This is a genomic window from Pasteurella bettyae CCUG 2042, assembly GCF_000262245.1.
In the GTDB taxonomy this organism is placed as follows: domain Bacteria; phylum Pseudomonadota; class Gammaproteobacteria; order Enterobacterales; family Pasteurellaceae; genus Basfia; species Basfia bettyae.
On record NZ_AJSX01000030.1, the window covers coordinates 35,303 to 56,971 of the forward strand.

The 21,669-nt window shown below is 35.9% G+C and carries 19 protein-coding genes; 13 read left to right on the top strand and 6 right to left on the bottom strand.

The genetic code is table 11. The features are described from left to right. Positions 1 to 23: 23 nt before the first annotated feature. Positions 24 to 2,426, bottom strand: coding sequence for a TonB-dependent receptor plug domain-containing protein (locus HMPREF1052_RS05385; protein WP_005760648.1), 2,403 nt, complete (start codon positions 2,424 to 2,426; stop codon positions 24 to 26). A gap of 209 nt (positions 2,427 to 2,635) precedes the next feature. Between HMPREF1052_RS05385 and cmk the strand changes: the two genes are divergently transcribed. The 7 genes from cmk to yciH all read left to right on the top strand — a co-directional run bounded on the left by cmk (position 2,636) and on the right by yciH (position 8,151). Further along, positions 2,636 to 3,310 carry a (d)CMP kinase gene (gene cmk, locus HMPREF1052_RS05390; RefSeq protein ID WP_005760479.1) on the top strand — a complete coding sequence of 225 codons (675 nt, stop codon included), beginning with the start codon at positions 2,636 to 2,638 and terminating at the stop codon, positions 3,308 to 3,310. A 104-nt stretch (positions 3,311 to 3,414) separates the two neighbouring features. Beyond that, entirely contained in the window at positions 3,415 to 5,064 is a 1,650-nt protein-coding gene (gene rpsA / locus HMPREF1052_RS05395) for a 30S ribosomal protein S1 (RefSeq protein ID WP_005760625.1), read from the top strand. 145 nt (positions 5,065 to 5,209) lie between these two features. Beyond that, complete coding sequence (locus HMPREF1052_RS05400) at positions 5,210 to 5,494, top strand: integration host factor subunit beta (protein ID WP_005760644.1); 285 nt, start codon at positions 5,210 to 5,212, stop codon at positions 5,492 to 5,494. Between the two features lie 95 nt (positions 5,495 to 5,589). After that, entirely contained in the window at positions 5,590 to 5,886 is a 297-nt protein-coding gene (locus tag HMPREF1052_RS05405) for a LapA family protein (protein WP_005760516.1), read from the top strand. Then, complete coding sequence (gene lapB / locus HMPREF1052_RS05410) at positions 5,886 to 7,094, top strand: lipopolysaccharide assembly protein LapB (protein WP_005760578.1); 1,209 nt, start codon at positions 5,886 to 5,888, stop codon at positions 7,092 to 7,094. Before HMPREF1052_RS05405 ends, lapB begins: the two co-directional genes overlap by 1 nt. A gap of 32 nt (positions 7,095 to 7,126) precedes the next feature. Further along, positions 7,127 to 7,831, top strand: a complete 705-nt coding sequence (gene pyrF / locus HMPREF1052_RS05415; RefSeq protein WP_005760692.1) for an orotidine-5'-phosphate decarboxylase — start codon at positions 7,127 to 7,129, stop codon at positions 7,829 to 7,831. Continuing rightward, positions 7,831 to 8,151, top strand: a complete 321-nt coding sequence (gene yciH / locus HMPREF1052_RS05420) for a stress response translation initiation inhibitor YciH (protein ID WP_005760509.1) — start codon at positions 7,831 to 7,833, stop codon at positions 8,149 to 8,151. The genes pyrF and yciH overlap by 1 nt, the downstream gene beginning before the upstream one ends. A 44-nt stretch (positions 8,152 to 8,195) precedes the next feature. Here the strand turns inward: yciH and HMPREF1052_RS05425 are convergent, their stop codons facing one another. The 4 genes from HMPREF1052_RS05425 to HMPREF1052_RS05440 all read right to left on the bottom strand — a co-directional run bounded on the left by HMPREF1052_RS05425 (position 8,196) and on the right by HMPREF1052_RS05440 (position 12,447). Next, a complete protein-coding gene (locus HMPREF1052_RS05425) occupies positions 8,196 to 8,546 on the bottom strand; it encodes a SirB2 family protein (RefSeq protein WP_005760510.1) in 351 nt (116 codons plus the stop codon). Between the two features lie 137 nt (positions 8,547 to 8,683). After that, entirely contained in the window at positions 8,684 to 10,660 is a 1,977-nt protein-coding gene (gene rnb / locus HMPREF1052_RS05430; protein ID WP_005760428.1) for an exoribonuclease II, read from the bottom strand. A gap of 94 nt (positions 10,661 to 10,754) precedes the next feature. Next, complete coding sequence (locus HMPREF1052_RS05435) at positions 10,755 to 11,543, bottom strand: enoyl-ACP reductase FabI (protein WP_005760607.1); 789 nt, start codon at positions 11,541 to 11,543, stop codon at positions 10,755 to 10,757. Positions 11,544 to 11,676: 133 nt separating this feature from the next. Further along, positions 11,677 to 12,447, bottom strand: coding sequence for a Nif3-like dinuclear metal center hexameric protein (locus HMPREF1052_RS05440; RefSeq protein ID WP_005760431.1), 771 nt, complete (start codon positions 12,445 to 12,447; stop codon positions 11,677 to 11,679). 249 nt (positions 12,448 to 12,696) lie between these two features. On the opposite strand from HMPREF1052_RS05440, the gene HMPREF1052_RS05445 reads away from it, so the two are divergent. The 4 genes from HMPREF1052_RS05445 to hypE all read left to right on the top strand — a co-directional run bounded on the left by HMPREF1052_RS05445 (position 12,697) and on the right by hypE (position 16,363). Then, positions 12,697 to 13,125, top strand: a complete 429-nt coding sequence (locus tag HMPREF1052_RS05445) for a TOBE domain-containing protein (protein ID WP_005760608.1) — start codon at positions 12,697 to 12,699, stop codon at positions 13,123 to 13,125. 167 nt (positions 13,126 to 13,292) lie between these two features. Further along, positions 13,293 to 14,126 (top strand): hydrogenase nickel incorporation protein HypB, encoded by an 834-nt coding sequence (gene hypB, locus HMPREF1052_RS05450; protein WP_005760531.1) that lies wholly within the window; start codon positions 13,293 to 13,295, stop codon positions 14,124 to 14,126. A gap of 95 nt (positions 14,127 to 14,221) precedes the next feature. After that, complete coding sequence (gene hypD, locus HMPREF1052_RS05455) at positions 14,222 to 15,334, top strand: hydrogenase formation protein HypD (RefSeq protein WP_005760617.1); 1,113 nt, start codon at positions 14,222 to 14,224, stop codon at positions 15,332 to 15,334. 15 nt (positions 15,335 to 15,349) lie between these two features. Further along, the gene (gene hypE / locus HMPREF1052_RS05460) at positions 15,350 to 16,363 is read left to right on the top strand and encodes a hydrogenase expression/formation protein HypE (protein ID WP_005760631.1); all 1,014 of its coding nucleotides are present in this window, start codon (positions 15,350 to 15,352) and stop codon (positions 16,361 to 16,363) included. Between the two features lie 48 nt (positions 16,364 to 16,411). Here the strand turns inward: hypE and hypF are convergent, their stop codons facing one another. Continuing rightward, positions 16,412 to 18,682 carry a carbamoyltransferase HypF gene (gene hypF / locus HMPREF1052_RS05465; protein ID WP_005760505.1) on the bottom strand — a complete coding sequence of 757 codons (2,271 nt, stop codon included), beginning with the start codon at positions 18,680 to 18,682 and terminating at the stop codon, positions 16,412 to 16,414. Between the two features lie 321 nt (positions 18,683 to 19,003). Between hypF and HMPREF1052_RS05470 the strand changes: the two genes are divergently transcribed. Together HMPREF1052_RS05470 and hyfB are read left to right on the top strand one after the other, a co-directional pair. Further along, positions 19,004 to 19,603 carry a 4Fe-4S dicluster domain-containing protein gene (locus tag HMPREF1052_RS05470; RefSeq protein WP_005760672.1) on the top strand — a complete coding sequence of 200 codons (600 nt, stop codon included), beginning with the start codon at positions 19,004 to 19,006 and terminating at the stop codon, positions 19,601 to 19,603. A 37-nt stretch (positions 19,604 to 19,640) separates the two neighbouring features. Continuing rightward, positions 19,641 to 21,662, top strand: coding sequence for a hydrogenase 4 subunit B (gene hyfB, locus HMPREF1052_RS05475; RefSeq protein ID WP_005760561.1), 2,022 nt, complete (start codon positions 19,641 to 19,643; stop codon positions 21,660 to 21,662). The last annotated feature ends 7 nt before the right edge of the window (positions 21,663 to 21,669 follow it).

Sequence of the window (21,669 nt, forward strand, 5' to 3'; positions counted from 1 at the left end):
AATTGGTTAAAATACAAGATTAATTAGAATTGATAGCCTACTTCAAGCCAGAATTCTCGTCCTGGTGTGTAGATGCTATATTCACTATTTGTTGACAGTGATTTTAATTTATTGATTTTTCTTGTTTTATTTAATACATTTAAAACATCTACCTGAAAATAGATAGAATGTTCACCAGAGATGGTTGGTTGCCAACGTAAACTGGTATCCCATTGTGTATGTGAACCATAATCATAACTACGGAAACGTGCAATTTCATCAAGGCTATTTCCATCAATTTCTTCATAGCCTTTAATTGGGGCTTTCATATACACTTTATTTGACCAAGTAATATTATAGTCAGGGATTGCCATATCAATCCCTAAACGAGCAATCCAATCTTCGTTACTGCTGTTTACTTTTTGTTGCATGGCTTTTCGTGTCATTTTTTTACCATCTAAATAAACATTTTCATTAGGATCAAATTGGTTATTTAGATCAGCACGTTGGGTGTTTAACCAGTCAAAGCCAAGTGAGGTATTCCAATAAGTCTTCCCAATTTGCCAAGGCTGTTTGTTATTTACTTCAAAGGTGTAAATATCAACGCCAAAATCATTACCATTGGCATAATATTTAGCATATTCAGGATCGCCACTTGGACGTAATCCAATCTGCTTACGTTTTAAAATGATACGATCTCGGTTATCGCGATGAATATAGCCAACTTTAAATTGCATATTTTTATAACCTTGTTCTAAGGTTATGCTAAGTTCATCAGCATGTGGCGTTTTTAATCTATTTGCATCTTGAAAATCACGAATATTAGTAGTATCTCTATTTAATTTCAAAATTTCATTTGTTAATTTTAATGAAGCAAAAGAGCGACCATAATAACGATTAAGCCCAACCGAAAAGGCTGTTTCATCCCAAGGTTGGTATTTTGTCACAAATCGAGGTGCGATATTATTATTTTTAAGATAATCATCTCGTTCGATTCTGATACCTGGGCGGAATTCGAGATGATTCCATTTAATTAAATCTTCACCATAAATAACTATATTTTGATAATCTGTTTTGACCTTTCCTTTTGGCGTTGAAGATGAATTTAAAGGCATAAGATTATCTTTTTCTCCAAACCAAAGACTTGAATGGACATCTTGCTCACGATCAAATTTATAATAGGTGGCTTGATAAATTGCACCAATGGAAACAGAATGATTAGTGACGCCTAAATCAAATGGTTTAATGGCCAATTCAGTAGAATAATGAATATTCTCTTGTGACATTTTACTATTTCCATATCCACCTTCTTCATAGTCATAAAGAGGATCATAATTTTCATCAACCACATTAACGATTTTCACGTTAGCACTGCCAGATTTTCGCTTATCTTCAAAATGATCATAAGCTAGCGTATTTGTCCATGTACTTGAATCAAAATCATGAATCCAAGCAATAGTTGCACCATAGGCAGTATGGTAATCTTTAACATTATTATCGTAATTAGTTGGGAAATATTTTTGTTCTTTATAATTAGAATAACGTGTACTTAACTCAATACGATTATTATCATTCATTGCCCAGTTAAAATTTAATAAAGCATTTTCAGATAAACGTTTGTGATTTTGTTTTGCAAGTTGAGCTTTATCTGAAAAACCAATTAATCGGTATTGCTCAATGGTTGAATAACGGCGACTAAAACCAACTACCATACCGAGGTTATCGCTCAAACCTTTTTCTGCCATAATACTAAAATTATGTTTATTATATTTAGGTTGTAAATCTGCGGAACCGTCTAAACCAGGCATAACCTTATTTAGAATTTGACTGGAATTTCCATCTTCATTCATTTTTGCCCAAGATGAATTTGTTGTACGGTATTTTAGATGAACATGGTCTTGACCTGAATATTGTTTGGTTTTTGCTACAACAGCGCCCCCCATAAAACCGCCTAAACTGGCAGAAATATTATGATCTTGGACTTCAACTTTTGAAAGCATGTTAGCATCAAAAAAATAGCCTTGAGTACTACTAATACCCGGAACTACTTGCATTGCACCATCAAGAATTTCACTATCAATACTCAGATCATTATTTACATTGACGTTATCAACAAAATAAGCAGTCTGATTACTGTCAGCCCCATTAATTGAAATATTTTCAGGTTTGATTTCACCTCGTTGTAAACCATTTTGATCGCTATGTTCATAGCGTACATGCGGATTTGAACGGAGATAATCTGTGATATTACCATTTGATACAGGTGTTTTATGCATATCCTGTTGTGTAATATCTTGACTTGATGTAAGCGATTTATTGCTATTTCCATATACTACAATTTCAGGCAACATATTACTATTAGATGGCTGTTGTGATTCAGCTTGTGCATGAATTGAAGCGCAAATAAGTACCCCAAGAAGGGATTTTTTACAGTTAAATGAAGTCATAGGTTTCCTTACAAAATAAAGTAAAATTGGTGTTATTTATTATGATAATTATTATCATTATATGATAGCTAAGTTTATTTTTTATGTAAATGTTAAGATGGGCACAAAACAAATAATTAAAAAGGAAAATCTAGGATATTTTGTTATACATATGAAGCAATTGCTTTTATAATTCAACAATTATTAGTAGTGGATAAAAAGAGAATAATATGGAAAATATTATTATTACCGTGGATGGACCGAGTGGGGCAGGTAAAGGCACTTTATGCTATGCATTAGCAGAAAAATTGGGTTTTAACTTATTGGATAGTGGTGCTATTTACCGCGTTACAGCATTGGCAGCATTGCAACATAAAGTGGATTTAACCAATGAAATGGAATTAGCTGAATTAGCACGTCATTTAGATATCCAGTTTTTACCTACTTGTGGTGAAGTGAAAGTCATGCTTAATCATGTGGACGTGAGCCAATTGGTTCGTACCCAAGAAGTGGCTGAAGCAGCTTCAAAAGTTGCAATATTTTCGCAAGTTCGTACCGCACTTTTGCAAAGACAACGAGACTTTGCCATTGATCAAAATTTAATTGCAGATGGTCGTGATATGGGAACTGTCGTATTTCCTGATGCACAAGTTAAGCTTTTTTTAGATGCTAGTGCGGAAGAAAGAGCAAAAAGACGTTTGAAACAGTTGCAAAATAAGGGAATTAATGGTAACTTTGACCAGATTTTAGCCGAGATTAAAGAGCGTGACTTCAGAGACCGAAATCGTCCTGTTGCTCCTTTAAAACCTGCGGATGATGCTTTGTTGTTAGATAGTACATCACTCAGTATTGATGAGGTGATTAAACAAGCCCTTACTTATATTGAGCAGAAGGTAAAAATCTAGGTGAATCTCGTTTGTTTATTCATGGATGAATGGACTTTTATTATCAGCCCCACTTTATATGGATTATTAAGTGGACGTTATTAACTATTTTAGAAGATTAATTTATGTCAGAATCTTTTGCTCAACTATTTGAAGAATCATTAAAAAACCTTGAAACTCAACGTTTAGGTTCAATCATCAACGGTACTGTAGTCGCTATTGAAAAAGGCTTTGTATATGTCGATGCTGGCTTAAAATCTGAAGCTCGTATTCCTGCTGAAGAATTCACTAATGCACAAGGTGAAGTTGACGTTAAAGTTGGCGACGTTGTAAACGTTGCATTAGACGCTGTTGAAGATGGTTACGGTGAAACTAAACTTTCACGTGAAAAAGCAGTTCGTCACGAATCTTGGATTGAATTAGAAAAAGCATACGAAGAACAAGCTACTGTTATTGGTTTAATCAACGGTAAAGTTAAAGGTGGTTTCACAGTTGAGTTAAACGGTGTTCGTGCATTCTTACCTGGTTCATTAGTGGATACTCGTCCAGTACGTGATACACTTCACCTTGAAGGTAAAGAATTAGAATTTAAAGTTATCAAATTAGATCAAAAACGTAATAATGTTGTGGTTTCTCGCCGTGCGGTTATTGAGTCAGAAAGCAACCAAGATCGTGATGAAGTATTAGCGAATTTAGCAGAAGGCACAGAAGTTAAAGGTACAGTTAAGAATTTAACTGACTATGGTGCATTTGTGGACTTAGGCGGTGTTGATGGTTTATTACATATCACAGATATGGCTTGGAAACGTGTTAAACACCCAAGTGAAATTGTCAATGTTGGCGATGAAATTACAGTTAAAGTATTAAAATTTGATAAAGATCGCACACGTGTTTCTTTAGGCTTAAAACAATTAGGTCAAGATCCATGGGTTGCAATTGCTCAAAATCATCCAGTTGGTAGCAAATTAACTGGTAAAGTAACAAATTTAACTGATTATGGTTGTTTCGTTGAAATTTTAGATGGCGTAGAAGGATTAGTTCACGTATCTGAAATGGATTGGACAAACAAAAACATCCACCCATCTAAAGTGGTTAGTTTAGGTGATGTTGTTGAAGTAATGGTATTAGAAATTGATGAAGAACGTCGTCGTATTTCTTTAGGCTTAAAACAATGTAAAGCTAACCCATGGAATCAATTCGCTGAAACTCACAATAAAGGCGACAAAGTTGAAGGTAAAATCAAATCAATCACTGATTTCGGTATCTTCATTGGCCTTGAAGGTGGTATCGATGGTTTAGTTCATTTATCTGATATTTCTTGGAATGTTGCTGGCGAAGAAGCTGTTCGTAACTACAAAAAAGGTGACGATGTTGCTGCAGTAGTATTGCAAGTAGATGCAGTTAAAGAACGCATTTCTTTAGGTATTAAACAACTTGAAGAAGATCCATTCAACAACTTCTCAGCAGTAAACAAAAAAGGTGCTGTAGTTTCAGCAACTGTCGTTGAATCTGATGCTAAAGGTGCTAAAGTTGATGTAAACGGTGTTGAAGGTTATATCCGTGCGGCAGACTTAGTTGATGAAGTTAAAGCGGGTGATGTTGTTGAAGCTAAATTCACAGGCGTTGATCGTAAAGCTCGTATTATTCATTTATCAGTACGTGCTAAAGACCAAGCTGAAGAAGCAGCAGCGGTTGCAAGCGTGAACAACAAACAAGAAGATGTTGCTATGCCAAATGCATTTGCTGAAGCATTTAAAGCCGCTAAAGGTGAATAATAAGTTTTGACTTATTAGTAAGTATTAAGCTGGTGTGCAAACCGCACACCAGTTTTCTTCCTCAAGCATTATACTGAGTAAAACAACATAATCATTTATCATATTGAATGATTATGTTGTTTTACTAAAACGAAAGGATAACATTATGACTAAATCAGAACTTATCGAAAGTTTAATGGAGAAAAACCATTCTATTTCTGTGAAAACTGTAGAAAATGCAGTGAAAGAAATTCTTGAACATATGTCTAAGTCGTTAGAAGAGGGAAATCGTATTGAGATTCGTGGTTTTGGTAGTTTCTCCTTACATTTTCGTCAACCACGTATTGGTCGTAATCCTAAAACGGGTGAACAAGTTAAATTAGAATCTAAATGCGTTCCTCATTTTAAAGCAGGAAAAGAATTAAGAGAGCGTGTTGATATTAGCGCATAAATTTATTAATAATATTTAAAAATAACGACACGTTAAGTGTCGTTTTTTGTATTGTTTTTTGGCATAATGGAAAAAATTATATTAAGGAAAATCCTATGATTAAATATATTTTTGGTTTCATTATTATTATTGCTATTCTCTTAGTGGCAATTACCGTGGGTGCAAATAACGACCAAGTTATTACATTTAATTATATTGTTGCTCAAAGTGAATTACAGCTTTCAACTTTAGTTGCAATTTTATTTGGTTTAGGTTTAATTTTAGGTTGGTTAATTACAGGTATTTTTTATCTAAAACTAAAATTAAAAAATATGGCATTGCTTCGTCAAGTTAAGCGTCAAACTCAACAAATTAGTGAACTAACCACCAGTCGAGATAAGGCTGTCCAATAATGCTTGAATTACTCTTTCTACTCCTTCCTATTGCCGCTGCCTATGGGTGGTATATGGGGCATCGGAGCGCTAAGAAAGATCAAGAAGATGTTAGTAATAAATTATCCCGTGACTATGTGACGGGGGTAAATTTTCTTTTATCCAACCAAACTGATAAAGCTGTCGATTTATTTTTAGATATGCTACAAAAGCAGGAAGCTGAGAATGAAATCGAAAGTAACTCCCAATTTGAAGCAGAATTAACTCTCGGTAACCTTTTTCGTTCTCGTGGAGAAGTAGATCGTGCTTTGAGAATCCACCAAAATCTTGATCGTAGCCAACATTATAGTTTTGAGCAAAAGCTCTTAGCAAAGCAACAATTAGCTAAAGATTTTATGGTTATGGGTTTTTTTGATCGGGCTGAATCAATTTATATTATGTTAGTGGATGAACCTGATTTTGCAGAAAGTGCTCTACAGCAATTAGCGGTTATTTATCAAAAAACAAAAGATTGGAAGAAGGCAATTAATGTTGCAGAGAAATTAGCAAAAATAGCTCCTCGTGAAGATAATATTGAATTAGCACAATATTATTGTGAATATGCAAAAGCTTTACACAAAGAAAATAAAGATACTAAAGAACAACAGCCAAAGGCACTTTTAAAACAAGCATTACATGTTTTACCTAGATGTGTGAGAGCCTCAATTCTTTTAGGTGATATTTTGATTAAAGAGCAACATTATCAAGAGGCTATTGTTGTATTAGAAAATGTTTTAGCACAAGATGCAACATATCTTGGTGAAGTAGTAACAAGATTAAAAGATTGTTATCATCATCTTGATCAATTAGATAATTTTGAAATATTTTTGATTAGAGCAAATCAGGAATGTCAATATAACAGTACAGTTGCTTTAGCATTGGCAGATTTAATTGAAGAAAAACATGGTCGTGCAGCGGCGCAAAATAAGATATATCAACAATTGACACATAATCCAAGTTTATTCTTATTTTATCGATTTGTAGAATATCAAGTCGAGGAAGCCGAAGATGGAAGAGGTAAAGAAAGTTTAATTTTATTACGGAATCTTGTCGGCGAACGAATTAAGCGGAATTTTGATTATCGTTGTTCGAAATGTGGTTATCAGTCTCATAAATTAATATGGTGTTGTCCATCTTGTCGCCAGTGGGAAACTATTAAACCTATTCGAGGAATAGAAAGCCAAATTTAAATAGAATTTAGGCTAAGAGAAGGAAGTTAAACATGAATAATAAAATTATCGTAGCGTTGGATTACGAAACAGAACATGAAGCTTTATATTTAGTAGATCAAATCGATCCAAGTTTGTGCCGTGTTAAGGTCGGTAAAGAAATGTTTACTACCTTAGGAACTACCTTTGTAAAACAATTACAAACTCGAGGTTTTGATGTATTTCTTGATTTGAAATTTCATGATATTCCTAATACCGTTGCACGAGCAGTTCGTTCCGCTGCTGATTTAGGTGTGTGGATGGTTGATCTCCATGCAATTGGTGGATTACGTATGATGGAAGAAGCAAAGAAAATTTTGGAACCTTATGGTCAAGATGCTCCTTTATTAATTGGCGTAACGGTATTAACTAGCATGGAAGATTTAGATTTGCTGCAAATTGGTATCAATGCATCACCGATGGAACAAGTTATTCGTTTAGCTCATTTGACTCAACGAGCTGGTTTAGATGGCGTGGTATGCTCACCACAAGAAGTTGAAATCTTGCGTAGTCATTTGGGCAAAGACTTTAAATTAGTGACCCCAGGTATTCGTCCTTCAGGCAGTGATTTTGGCGATCAACGACGAGTGATGACGCCTACAGATGCAATCAAATCAGGTTCAGATTATTTAGTGATTGGTCGTCCAATTACTCAAGCGGATAATCCAGCTGAAGTATTACGTTCAATTAATGCTTCTATTGCTAATTTAGGTGAGTAATGAGCGAAAGTAATTTAGTTTATTCCACGGAAGTGGGGCGTATTAAGCCAGAAAAAATCAAAGCTGAGAGACCTAAAGGTGATGGTGTAGTAAGAATTCAACGCCAAGTAAGCGGTCGTAAAGGTAATGGTGTTAATGTAATTACTGGTTTAGATTTGAGTGATGATGAATTGAAAAAGCTAGCGGCAGAGCTTAAGAAACGTTGTGGATGTGGTGGTTCCGTAAAAGATGGAACTATTGAAATTCAAGGTGATAAACGAGAATTACTCAAATCACTGTTAGAGCAGAAAGGCTTTACTGTGAAATTAGCTGGTGGCTAGAGATAAAAATACCGCATTAAAGTGCGGTATTTTTTTATAAAATTTTAGTGAGAATAGCCTATGAATATTGCTCCTAAGAATGCACAGATAGCAAGTATTAAGAATAAACTATTTGGTGCTGTGGCATTTTTATGGAAATATTTTGCTGCAAAAATGGCATAGACAATTAATAATATCACTTTAGCAATGATCCATAATTGTAATGAATAACCAAAAGCAAAAACTAATCCAATTCCACTTAATACTAAAATAGTGTCAGCTAAGTGCGGTAAGATTTTAAGAAGTTTAATTGTACGCCAATCTTTACCTTGCCATTGCATGAGGCCTCGGATCACTAATAAAGTGAGGCTCAAAAAAGCAAAAGTAATATGAGTATGAAGCAGACCTGTTAACATAAAATAATCACTCTCGTAAAATGAAATGATTATAACGGCTTTTTATCATGTTTGATACAAATACTATCTAATTATTAAGAGGTAAAAGTGCGGTATTTTTCTGAAAAATTTACCGCACTTTAAATAGCTTAAATAACTTAAATAACGCTACCAATGAGACTACGGGTTTCAAGTTTCACTTCAGTTAATTGAATTTTGATAATATCTCCGATTTTATATTTACGCTCTCCTTTAATATAAAATGCGAGCTCATCAGAATTCACTTCGATTTCTTCTTTTTTATCGTGTAAAGTGGCTGCTGGAATGAAAATACTTGCCCCATTTTCTAATAATTGAACTCGTAAACCACCACGCATACAATCTTGAACTTCTGCTTCAAATTCAGGTTTATCCGCAACTTTATCGGCAAGATAACGACAGTATAACCAATCTGCGATATCACGTTCTACTAACCGATTTTGACGACGTGCTTCTTGTAAACGCGTAAGTATATCATCAGTTGGCTTGTCACAAGTTTGGTTAGCAATGCAAGCTTTAATTAAATGATGATTCACCATATCAGAATATTTACGGATAGGTGATGTCCAGGTAGCGTAACCTGTTAAACCTAAGCCAAAGTGCGGTGCTAATTCAGATTTAAATTCAGCGAAAGTAAGAAAACGACGTAAGCGAAATTCCATATAATCACCTTCAATAGGTTCGATATCATGACGCATACGGCAGTAGCCTTCTAATGTCGCTAAATTTTCTACAGAATAGCGTTGTTCTAATTCAGCTTTGTTTTCATCATTGCTTAAGTTAGCCATTAAGAAGTTATGCACATTTGGTAAGAATTTAGCATCAAATCCTTTATGAGTATTGAAAATACCCGTGTGGGCATGTTCTGCTAAATAATGGGCACAACAAATATTGGCGATAATCATTGATTCTTCAACGATTTGATTGGCTATACGGCGATATTCTGCTTTGATCTCAAGAATATGTCCTTTGTCATCCACAACAAAGTGATAATCAGGTTTCTCTTTAAATAATAAACCATGAGATTGACGCCAATTAATTCTCGTTAGAGCAAATTGGTGTAACCAATGAATTTGTTGTTTAGTGGCTTCATCTTGCGGTTGCCATGCATTTTCCCGTTGTTCTAAGTAATCTGAAACATGGTTATAAGCTAATTTTGCTTTAGATTGAACTTTTGCTTGAACGAAATATGGGCTACCAATAATTTCACCCTGTAAATTGGTTTCAAGGTAACAAACTAATGCTGCACGGGTTTCATTTTCTACTAAAGAACAAAGCTCATCAGAGAGTTCACGTGGTAACATTGGAATATTGAAACCAGGTAAATAGTTAGTGAAACAGCGTTGGCGAGCATCTTTTTCGATTTGTGAATCTTTAGCAATATAAGCAGTTGGATCGGCAATCGCAACGACTAATTTCCAACCCGTTTGTTCGCCATTATTTTCCACAGGTTCGATGTAGAGTGCATCATCCATGTCTTTAGTCGTTTCGCTATCAATAGTGACAAAATGTAATGCCGTGAGATCTTCACGTGAGGCGGTATCAAGCATTTGATAACTATCTTGACCTTTTACTGGATAGCGAGATTGTTGATGACGAGCAAGCGTTACCCACCAAGGCGCATATTCATCTTCAGATGAACAGATAAATTCAATAATTTGAGCAAAGAAAAAACGATCATCACGTAATGGGTGCGTTTTCAAGGTTGCCACGACCCAGTCACCTTCTTTTAATTCTTCTTTGACTGATTTAGCCTGGTTTGCACCAATAGGTTGGTTAATGTTTGGATGATCCACTAAAACTTGGAGTTTTTTATCTTTATTGAAACGCACTTTGGCAATAAAGCGAGTAAGCATAGGCTCTATTAATGCTTCTGGTTCGGCTTGTTGTTTATCACCGAGAGTTTCAATTGTCGCTTTAATTTTATCTCCATGCATAACTTTTTTCATCGCTGGTGGAGCGATAAAGTAGGTTTCTTTTTCAGTCTCTAAAAAACCGTAAGCTTTATCAGTTCCTTTGACCACGCCCTCTACATGAGGTTTATTATCGTGGAGTTGCTGTTTTAGTTGTGAGAGTAGTGGATTATCTTGAAACATGTTGATTTATTATAAAAAGTAAAGGTGGACAGAAAGCCCACCGTATCAATAAAAATGGAGGGATGATTAGCCCACCTTACGAGATAAGTTGCGATTATTCTTCGCCTAATTCACCCATTGCCATTACGCTAAAACCAGCATCAACGTGTAATACTTCACCAGTAACACCTGAAGCTAAGTTTGAGCATAAGTATGCGGCTGAATTACCAACATCTTCGATCGTTACTGTACGACGTAATGCGGCAGTTTTTTCAAATGCACCAAGCATTTTTTTGAAGTTTTTAATGCCTGATGCGGCTAATGTACGAATTGGACCAGCAGATATAGCATTAACACGAATGCCATCTTTACCTAAGTCAGCTGCCATGACACGAGTTGCCGCTTCTAATGAAGCTTTTGCTAAACACATAACGTTGTAGTTAGGAATAGCTCGTTCAGCACCTAAATAAGTTAAGGTTAATAAAGCTGAATTTGGGTTTAAGTATGGACGTGCCGCTTGAGCCATTGCTACAAAACTGTAAGCACTGATATCATGAGCAATACGGTAACCTTCACGAGTCGCTGCATTGACATAATCACCATCTAATTGATCGCCTGGTGCAAATGCGATTGCGTGCACAAAACCATCAAATTTATCCCAACGTTTGCTTAATTCTGTGAAGCAACTAGAAATGCTTTCATCTGTTGCAACATCTAACGGAAGAACAATATCAGAACCGAATTCTTTAGCAAATTCTTCAACTCGTGGTTGTAATTTATCATTTAAATAAGTGAATGCTAATTCTGCACCTTGTTCTTTCATTGATTTTGCAATACCGTATGCAATCGAACGGTTACTTGCAAGACCAGTGACTAAAATACGTTTGCCAGTTAAGATACCCATAGTGTTTCCTTATTATATTAGTATAAACAAAAGATTGTTTGTGTTCGAAAATTGGGGCGATTATACCTTTTTCAGGGAAATTGAGCAATTAAACAATTAGCTAGCTTCCCTTTGTTGGACCAGTGAGATTCACTTAAGCAGGATTATTAATATCCTTAAATATTACCTCAAAGCCATATTCTTCTGCTAACCATTCTCCTAAGGCTTTAATTCCATAGCGTTCTGTTGCATGATGTCCACAACCAAAGTAGTGAATACCTTGTTCCCTAGCAGAATGAGTTGTTTGTTCTGAAATTTCACCTGAAATAAAAGCATCACAGCCTTGAGCTGCTGCAAGATCAATGTAACTCTGACCACCACCAGTACATATACCCACTTTTTGAATCAAGTGCGGTTCATTTTGCAAAAATTCTTCCGAATTACATACGATTGGCGTTTTATCTAATACATGGATAATGCGTTGCGTAAACTCGGCTAATGTGGTTGGTTCTTTTAACATTCCCCATATTGGAATACTTACTGCGCCTTGTTCTAATGGTTGTCGTTCTTCAATGCCAAGTCGTTTGGCAAGAAGAGCATTATTGCCTAATTCAGCATGTACATCTAAAGGCAGATGATAACCGTATAAATTGATATCATTCACAAGTAAGGTCTTGATGCGTTTACCTTTCATTCCTCGAATGCAGGGATTTTCATTTTTCCAAAAATATCCATGGTGTACCAAGATTGCATCAGCTTTTTGTTCTACAGCATAGTCAATCAATGCTTGTGTAGCTGTTACGCCTGTAATTATTTTTTTTATTTCAGATTTACCTTCTACTTGTAAGCCGTTTGGGGCGTAGTCTGAAATAGCTTGTGTATTGAGTTTTTGATTAATAATTTGTTCTAGTTTGAGATTATTCATAATAGAAAAAATGTGAGTGAATTATGTTGATATGATAAAGGATTTATTCAGGATTAAGAATAAAAAAATGGCTAGCAAAGTTGATCGTGGGGATCAGGGGGATTTACTAGCCAAAAATTTACTACACGAGTTTTGAGTGATTAGTATAATTATTAGAATGTGAATTCATTATATACTTATATATATAATGATCAACAAAAATTTTAATGTTATATTTGAAAATAAAATAACTTAAAAAGGAATATTATTATGGCTATTAGTGCAAGAAATCAGTTGGCAGCAACAGTAAAATCAATTAAAACAGGTGCAACTAACGATGCGATTGAATTAACCCTTAAAGGTGGCGAAACTTTGGTAGCAACCATTACTTGTGAAAGTACAAAAAACTTAGGTTTGGTAGCGGGAAAAGAGGTCGTTGCAATTTTTAAAGCGCCTTCAGTGATTTTATCTACTGATAATGATTTAATTTTTTCTTCACGTAATCAATTTAAAGGTACTGTAGAAAAAGTGATAGACGGTGCTGTAAATGCAGAAATTCTGGTTAAAACAGTTGGTGGGATGGATTTGACCGCTATTATTACAGAAGCCAGTGTTAAAAATTTAGGCTTATCAAAAGGAACTGAAGTGACAGCTTTAATAAAAGCCTCTCATGTCATTTTAGGGGTAAAGCGTAATTAAATAAATTAACCAAAACTGCGGTAACATACTGCAGTTTTTTTATCTCTTTTTAATTTATTTTCATAAGTATCTTGATTCCTTGTTTCATCGGTTTATGATCTCTATCAATAAAGTATTTTTAATTTGTGATATTCTTGTTAAAAATTTCTATTTGAAGGGGATTAAATATGTGTACAACTTGTGGCTGTGGTCATCCAGATCAAGTAAGAATTGGCGAGTTACAACATACTCATGAACATAAAGAGTCAAAAAGTGCGGTTAAATTACCTAATTTTTCTCATTCAACTTTCCATACGGCAGCCCATAGCCATGCACATTCTCATCATTCTGCTCAGATGCAACAGAGCGAAGGAAATATGCAAAAACGCTTATTAAAGATTGAGCAAGATGTACTAGGGAAAAATAATCAGATTGCTGACTCTAATCGTAACTTATTCAAATACTTAAACTTAACAGCATTAAACCTCGTTTCCAGTCCTGGCTCAGGTAAAACGACTTTATTGACAACAACATTAAATGCATTAAAAACCGCTCATCGCTGTTATGTCATTGAAGGTGATCAACAAACTGAAAATGATGCTGATCGTATTCGTGAAACAGGGGTGCCTGCTATTCAAGTTAATACGGGTAAAGGCTGTCATCTAGATGCACAAATGATTGCTGATGCGATGATGAAATTACGTCCTCAAGAAAACAGTTTCTTATTTATTGAAAACGTTGGGAACCTTGTTTGTCCATCTGAATTTGATTTAGGTGAGAAAGCAAAAGTAGTTATTTTATCAGTGACGGAAGGTGAAGATAAACCACTTAAATATCCGCATATGTTTGCAGCATCAAAATTGATGATTTTAAATAAAGTCGATTTACTTCCTTACTTAAAATTTGATGTAGAAAAATGTATTGAAAATGCAAAACGAGTTAACCCAGAGATTGAAGTCATTAAACTTTCTGCCACTACTGGCGAAGGTTTGCAAGATTGGTTAGCTTGGTTACAAAAATAAGTTTTTTAATTTTTTGTAGTGGGATGATTTATCCCACTTTTTCTTTGAAGTGATTATCAGGTTGAGCGAGAGCTCAATTTTACAGGGGAAACAGGATGCAATTTGTTGATGAGTTTCGAGATCCCAAATTAGCGAAAAGTTTAATTGAACGCTTAAATCATTTGATGGATAAATTGCCACAATATAATGAGAAGAATCCATTATATTTAATGGAAGTTTGTGGCGGGCATACCCATACTATTTATAAATTTGGTTTAGATCGTCTATTACCAAAGAGTATTGAATTTATCCATGGACCAGGTTGCCCAGTTTGTGTTTTACCTATGGGACGTATTGACGTTTGTATTGAAATAGCTGAAAAACCAGATGTGATTTTCTGTACTTTTGGCGATGCAATGCGAGTAAAAGGTCGTCGTGGTTCTTTATTAGAAGCCAAAGCAAAAGGTTGTGATGTACGTATAGTTTATTCTCCTATTGATGCACTGAGTATTGCACAGCATAATCCTGATAAAAAAGTTGTGTTTTTCTCCCTCGGGTTTGAAACGACTATGCCGAGTGCAGCGGTAACTTTACAACAAGCTAAACGCCAAAATGTGAAAAACTTTTGGATTGTGTGCCAAAATATTACGATTATTCCAACTTTGCGTAGCCTGTTATCACAAGATCAAGTGAAGATTGATGGTTTTATTGCACCAGGTCATGTGAGTATGGTAATTGGTTCCGAGCCTTATGAAGGGCTCTGTGAGAAATATCATAAACCTTTTGTGATTACAGGTTTTGAACCTCTTGATATTTTGCAATCAATAGTTATGTTAGTAGAGCAGTTTGTGGATGGACGTTATAAAATTGAAAATCAATATAAGCGTATTGTGCATGATCATGGCAATCAATTAGCTCAAAAAGCAATGACTGAAGTATTCCAGTTGAAAGCTTCTAGTGAATGGCGTGGTTTAGGTGAAATTGAGGAATCTGGTGTGGAGTTAACGCCTGAATATCATCAATTTGATGCAGAAACTTATTTCAATAGTACACAACAGAAAGTTGCTGATGATCCTAATTCACGTTGTGGAGATGTGTTAACAGGTAAATGTAAACCATCAGATTGTCCATTATTTGCTAAACAGTGCAATCCAGATAATGCTTATGGTGCATTAATGGTTTCTTCTGAAGGGGCCTGTGCCGCTTATTATCAATATCGTAGAGACTAAAATAAAAGGAATCATATGACAGATTTTATTACAATGGCACACGGCAATGGTGGTGCAGCCATGCAAAAATTGATTCAAGATTATTTCTTCGAAGCCTTTAATAATCCTATTCTTGCACAAGGTGAGGATCAGGCTCGTATTCCTTTAGATGAGCTTTCAAAGTGCGGTCAAAAATTAGCATTTTCTACAGATAGTTTTGTCATTGATCCTATCTTTTTCCCTGGTGGCAATATTGGTAAATTAGCCGTTTGTGGTACAGCTAATGATGTGGCAGTAAGCGGAGCAATACCAAAATATCTGTCTTGTGGTTTTATTTTAGAAGAAGGTCTTTCGCTTTCTGAACTTAAAGAAATTATTCAAGCGATGGCAGATACTTGTAAAAAAGCAGGTATTCAGGTGGTGACAGGGGATACTAAAGTGGTACAAAAAGGTGCTGTGGATAAAGTCTTTATTAATACTAGTGGTATCGGAGTCATTCCATCGGACTTAGATTGGGGAGCACATAAAATTGAAGCTGGTGATAAAATTATTGTAAGTGGAACCTTAGGTGATCATGGTGCGACTATTTTGAATCTTCGTGAAAACTTAGGTATTAAAACTGATCTGCATAGTGACTGTGCTGTATTAACTCCATTAATTGAATTATTACGTCCAATAGAAGGGGTTAAGGCAGTACGTGATGCTACTCGAGGTGGCGTCAATGCCGTATTACATGAGTATGCTCAAGCACAGCAACTCGGTATGAAAATCAACGAAGATGATTTACCGCTTCGCACAGAAGTCCGTGGTATTTGTGAATTACTGGGGTTAGAGGCATTAAATTTTGCTAATGAAGGTAAATTAGTGATTATTGTTAAAGAGGATAAAGCTCAACAAGTAATAGATACCTTACATACTCACGAGTTAGGTAAAAATGCGGCTATTATTGGTGAGGTCACTGAAGATAAAAAAGTTCGTTTAGTGGGCATCTTTGGTCAATCAAGATTACTGGATTTACCAACCAACGAACCCTTGCCAAGAATTTGTTGATCACCATTTAAATTTTGTCAAGAGGGCTAAGTTAGCCCTTCTTTTCATTTATCTTTCTGCTGCAATTATTGCCTGTCCTAAACTCAAACCACCATCACCCATTGGAAATTGATGTGCACTCAGTACATTAAATTCAGCTAAATTTTCTTTGATGAGTTTACGCAATAATTGGTTATGCATTACTCCCCCAGAAAGTACAATAATTTTACATTGATGTTGTAAGGCTTGTTGTCTTGCCATTTGCGCAAAACCAGAGGCAAGGGCAAAGTGAAAGGCAAAGGCTTTGTCTGCTTTTGAAGCAGGGTAATCCAACCACGTTTGCCAAAAAGTCGATAGGTCAAGTTTATTTTCTTTGATTGGCATTATCACAGGTAAAATTTTTGAAATTTCTACCGCACTTTGATGGGATAAATTGGATTGCATTGCTAGTACTTCAAGTTGACAAGCTGCTTCACCTTCCCAACTGAGTTTTTCAGGGCTAATATTTAGTCCATAAGCGATGGCATCAAATAAACGCCCAGCAGAAGAAATCGTCGGTGAATTAATACCTCGTTCAATCGCTTTTGCCAATAGTTGCCAATCGTAATTAGCACAGGTTTGTGTGGCAATCATTTGCCAGTTCGGCACAAATTGTTGTAAATGCGCCAGCCAGTTTCGCCAAGGTTGAGTCGCAGCTAAATCCCCTCCAGGAAGTGCCACTGAAGGCAGTCCACCTAGGTATTGATAAGTTTGACGATTGGCTAATAAGCATTCACCGCCCCATAGCTGATTATTTTCTCCCATTCCAATACCATCTAAAGCAAGTCCAATAACATTTTCATCAAGATGATGCTCAGCCATAACGGAGGCAATATGAGCATGATGGTGGAGGACCTCTATAATAGGCAAGTTGAGTCGTTTTGCTAGGTTTTTACCCGTTGCGGAACTGAAATAACCTTGATGGGCATCCACCGCAATAAGTTCAGGTTTAAATTGGTAAATATGTTGGAATAGTTCAAGATTATTTTCTAATTGAGACCGCACTTTTTCATTGGAGGTATCGCCAATATGCTGGCTCACTACGGCTTTATTTCCTTTTAATAAACAAAAGGTATTTTTTAAATCTGAGCCTATAGCTAAGATATTTTTCTTATTTTTTGTTGCTAATAAGGTTTCATCAGGCACATAGCCACGAGCTCGGCGTAAGGTTTCTAAACCATCAAATGCGACTCGTACTAGGCTATCATCAGCACGTTGCAAAATATCTCGATTATGATAGAGATAGTAATCAGCTAAATTTCCTAAAAATTGTACCGCACTTTGATTATCTAAAACGGGCGGTTGACCGCTTGGATTGGCAGAGGTCATCACAAGTGGTTTATTGATGGCTCGTAATAATAAATGTTGCAAGGGATTGCTTGGTAACATTACGCCAATTTCATTTAAATGAGGTGCAATAAGATCTACGACAGCTGGCACCTTATATTTTTTCAGTAACACAATAGGTGCAGCAGTACTTTTCAAAATTTTGATTTCTTCTTGGCTAAGATCAATTAAATGCTCAAGGCTTGGGACCATAATGGCTAATGGCTTAGTTGGACGATGTTTGCGTTCACGTAATAATTGTACTGATGCCGAATTTGTTGCATCGCAAGCTAAATGGAAGCCTCCAACACCTTTTATAGCAACGATTTTTCCCAGTATAAGTAAATCGACAGTTTGGTTTAGGGCATTTTCATGAGTCGATAACGTTTCAAAGGCGGTTTGTAACCAAATATGAGGGCCACAATCTGCACAAGCATTAGGCTGGGCATGGAAACGGCGATCTGCGGGATTCTTATATTCTTGTTCGCAATCAGCACAGAATGGAAAGCTTACCATTGAGGTATTTTTGCGATCATAAGGAATTGCTTTAATAATGGTGAATCTTGGACCACAATGTGTGCAGTTAGTAAAAGGGTAGTGAAAGCGTCGATTGTTTGGATTAAAGAGATCTTCAATACAAGCGGGACAAGTCGCTGCATCTGGAACAATTTGGGTATCCATTGCATTATTTTCACTTTCACGAATTATAAATTCATCAAAGTGCGGTAGATTTTCCCAAAATTTTTCTGTTTGTTGAATCTCTGTAATCAGTGCTAGAGGTGGTAATTTAGTTTGTAAGTCGGTTAGAAAATGTGAAAGTGCGGTATTTTCAGGCTCTATAAAACGAATTAACACGCCTTGTCCATCGTTGTTAACATCTCCTTTTAATTGGTATTGATTTGCTAATAACCATACAAAAGGACGAAAACCAACGCCTTGTACTTTACCTTTTATACGTAACTCAACTCCGTTCATATTTTCCCTTCAACATAACTAAAAAATAGCACTAATGTGTATTTATCTTAGCAGTTAAGCACTAAAAAGCTATCTTTTTTGCTGTATAAAATATATGCAAAAATGAGAACTATTTTTATCTTAAACATAAATTAAACATTGATAACAAATTGTTAACTTGTTGATATATAAGTATATTTTTCTTATAAAAAATTTAAAAATTTCATGATCTGAATCAATAAATTTTTCAGTGAACTATTTTTTCATTTTTTTGAGAAGAGTATCCTTACAATCAGAGTGGTTATGAAGAAATAACTTTTTTATTAATCGGGGGGAAAAACTATGAACCGTTTTGTTATTGGTGATCCCAAAGACTGTATTGGTTGCAATACGTGCATGGCTGCATGTAGTGAAACCCACAAAGCCTTCGGATTACAACCTTTTCCACGTCTTCAAGTGATGCGTAATGATGATGTAACTGTACCGATTCTGTGCCGTCACTGTGATGATTCGCCTTGTGCAACTGTATGTCCAGTGCATGCTATTACACATCAGGCTGACACAATTCAACTCAATGAGAGTCTTTGTATTGGTTGCAAACTTTGTGGTATTGCTTGTCCATTTGGGACAATCACTCAACATGGTAGCACCGCAATTGATGCTCCAACTTACTATGAACATTTCACTTTCCAAGATGCAGTTGCCCGTGATATTCGTACTGCACCAAATAATACCAATGTACATAATATGTTGGCTTGGCAACCAGGTGTAAAAGCGATTGCGATTAAATGCGATCTTTGCTATTTCCGACCAGAAGGTCCAGCTTGTGTACAAACTTGTCCAACGAAAACCTTATTTTTGATTAGTGACGAAAGTATTGAACAAGCTAACCGAGAAAAACGTGAAAAAGCAATGATGAATTCACCTGTGGTATTCGGCTAACTTAAAGTAGATTTTAAATAATCAATGGAGTGAAATTATGAGTTCAATCACCTTACTCATCACTGCCTTGTTGATTTATGTCGTCGGTGCGTTCATTTCTCTTTGCGTTAGCAAAAATGAACAGCTTTCAATCAATATATCTGGCGTGACCAGTGTACTTGGCGGAATATTAGGAATCATTTCCTGCGCCCCCGTTCTTATCAGCAATGAGACGGTCTATGACCTTTTCCAAACACCTTTTGAGTTTGCTCAATTCTCTATCAGAATTGATGGATTAGCGGCTTTCATGGTGTGTGTTATTTCTTTATTAGTTGTGATTACTGCAATTTATTCTTTCTCTTATGTCCAGGAGTATAAAGGGAAAGGGGCAGGCACAATGGGATTTTTTATGAATCTCTTTATCGCTTCTATGATTGCATTGGTCACTTCAGATAATGCATTTTATTTTCTTGTTTTCTTTGAGATGATGTCTTTATCATCTTATTTCCTCGTACTAACCGAACAAGATGAGAATGCGACTAAAGCTGGCTTGCTTTATTTCTTTATCGCTCATGCTGGTTCAGTTTTAATTATGATTGCTTTCTATATTTTCTACTGCCATGCAGGTAGTTTTGAATTTGAAGCATTCCGTCAAACACAATTATCCACACCATTGGCGTTTACTGTATTTATGCTTGCCTTTTTAGGTTTTGGTGCAAAAGCAGGGATGATTCCATTACATGGTTGGTTACCTAAAGCTCACCCAGCTGCACCTTCTCATGCTTCTGCGTTAATGTCTGGCGTGATGGTTAAAATTGGTATCTTCGGAATTATTAAAGTTGGTATTGATTTACTTGGTGCTACTAATATTTGGTTCGGTGTGATTGTATTAGGTTTCGGTGCAGTATCTTCTGTACTCGGAGTACTTTATGCATTAGCAGAGCATGATATTAAACGCTTATTGGCTTACCATACCGTAGAAAACATTGGTATTATTATGATGGGCGTTGGTGTTGGTATGATTGGTATTGCAATTAAGCAACCGATTCTTGCTACAGTAGGTTTACTTGGTGGGTTATATCACTTACTTAACCATGCCGTCTTTAAAGGATTATTATTCCTTGGTGCAGGTTCCATTATGTATCGCTTAGATACCAAAGATATGGATTTAATGGGTGGTTTAAGTAAATTAATGCCATATACTGCATTAACCTTCTTAATTGGTACAATGGCAATTTCTGCATTGCCTCCATTTAATGGTTTTGTCAGTGAATGGTTTACTTACCAATCTCTCTTTACGTTAAGTCAAAATTCAGACATCGTTTTAAAAATTGCAGGTCCAGTTGCGATTATTATGTTGGCGTTAACAGGGGCATTAGCTGCACTTTGTTTCGTTAAAGTATATGGTATCAGTTTTGGTGGTGCTCCTCGTAGTGAAAAAGCAGCTAATGCACGTGAAGTTCCAATGCCAATGATTGTTGCTATGGCAATATTGGCGATTCTTTGTATTTTATTAGGAATAGGGGCTTCAGAGGTATCACCAGTAATTACCCGTGTTGCCAACTCTTTAGCACAACTACAAAATACTTTCCCTATTGCTGAGAATGGTACAGTCGTAGCACATTCAGAACCTAATACGGCACTTTCTACGCCGATGGTTGCAATTATGTTGGTCGCCTTCTTCTTTATACCATTTGCTTACTATGCAATGACTAAATCTAGTCGTTTATCAGACAGTGCAAAAGGTAATCCTTGGGCTTGTGGTTATGCTTATGAACCTGATATGGCATCTTCAGCAGGTGGTTTTACTCGTCCATTACGTACGATGTTTAAACCGCTTTATACTATTCGTAAAACTTTCGATCCTTCACCAATGACCTATAAAGCTATTGATCAAGTGATTAAAGGTTCAACGAAAGTAGAACCATTCTGGGAAGAAAAAGTCACGATGCCAATTGCTCATTTTATTCCATGGATTTCAAATAAAATCCGTTGGTTACAAGTTGGCGATTTCCGTGTGTATTGCATATATTTCGTCGTGGCTTTAGTTATGTTACTTGCTGTTGCAGCAACGATGTAGGAGGTGT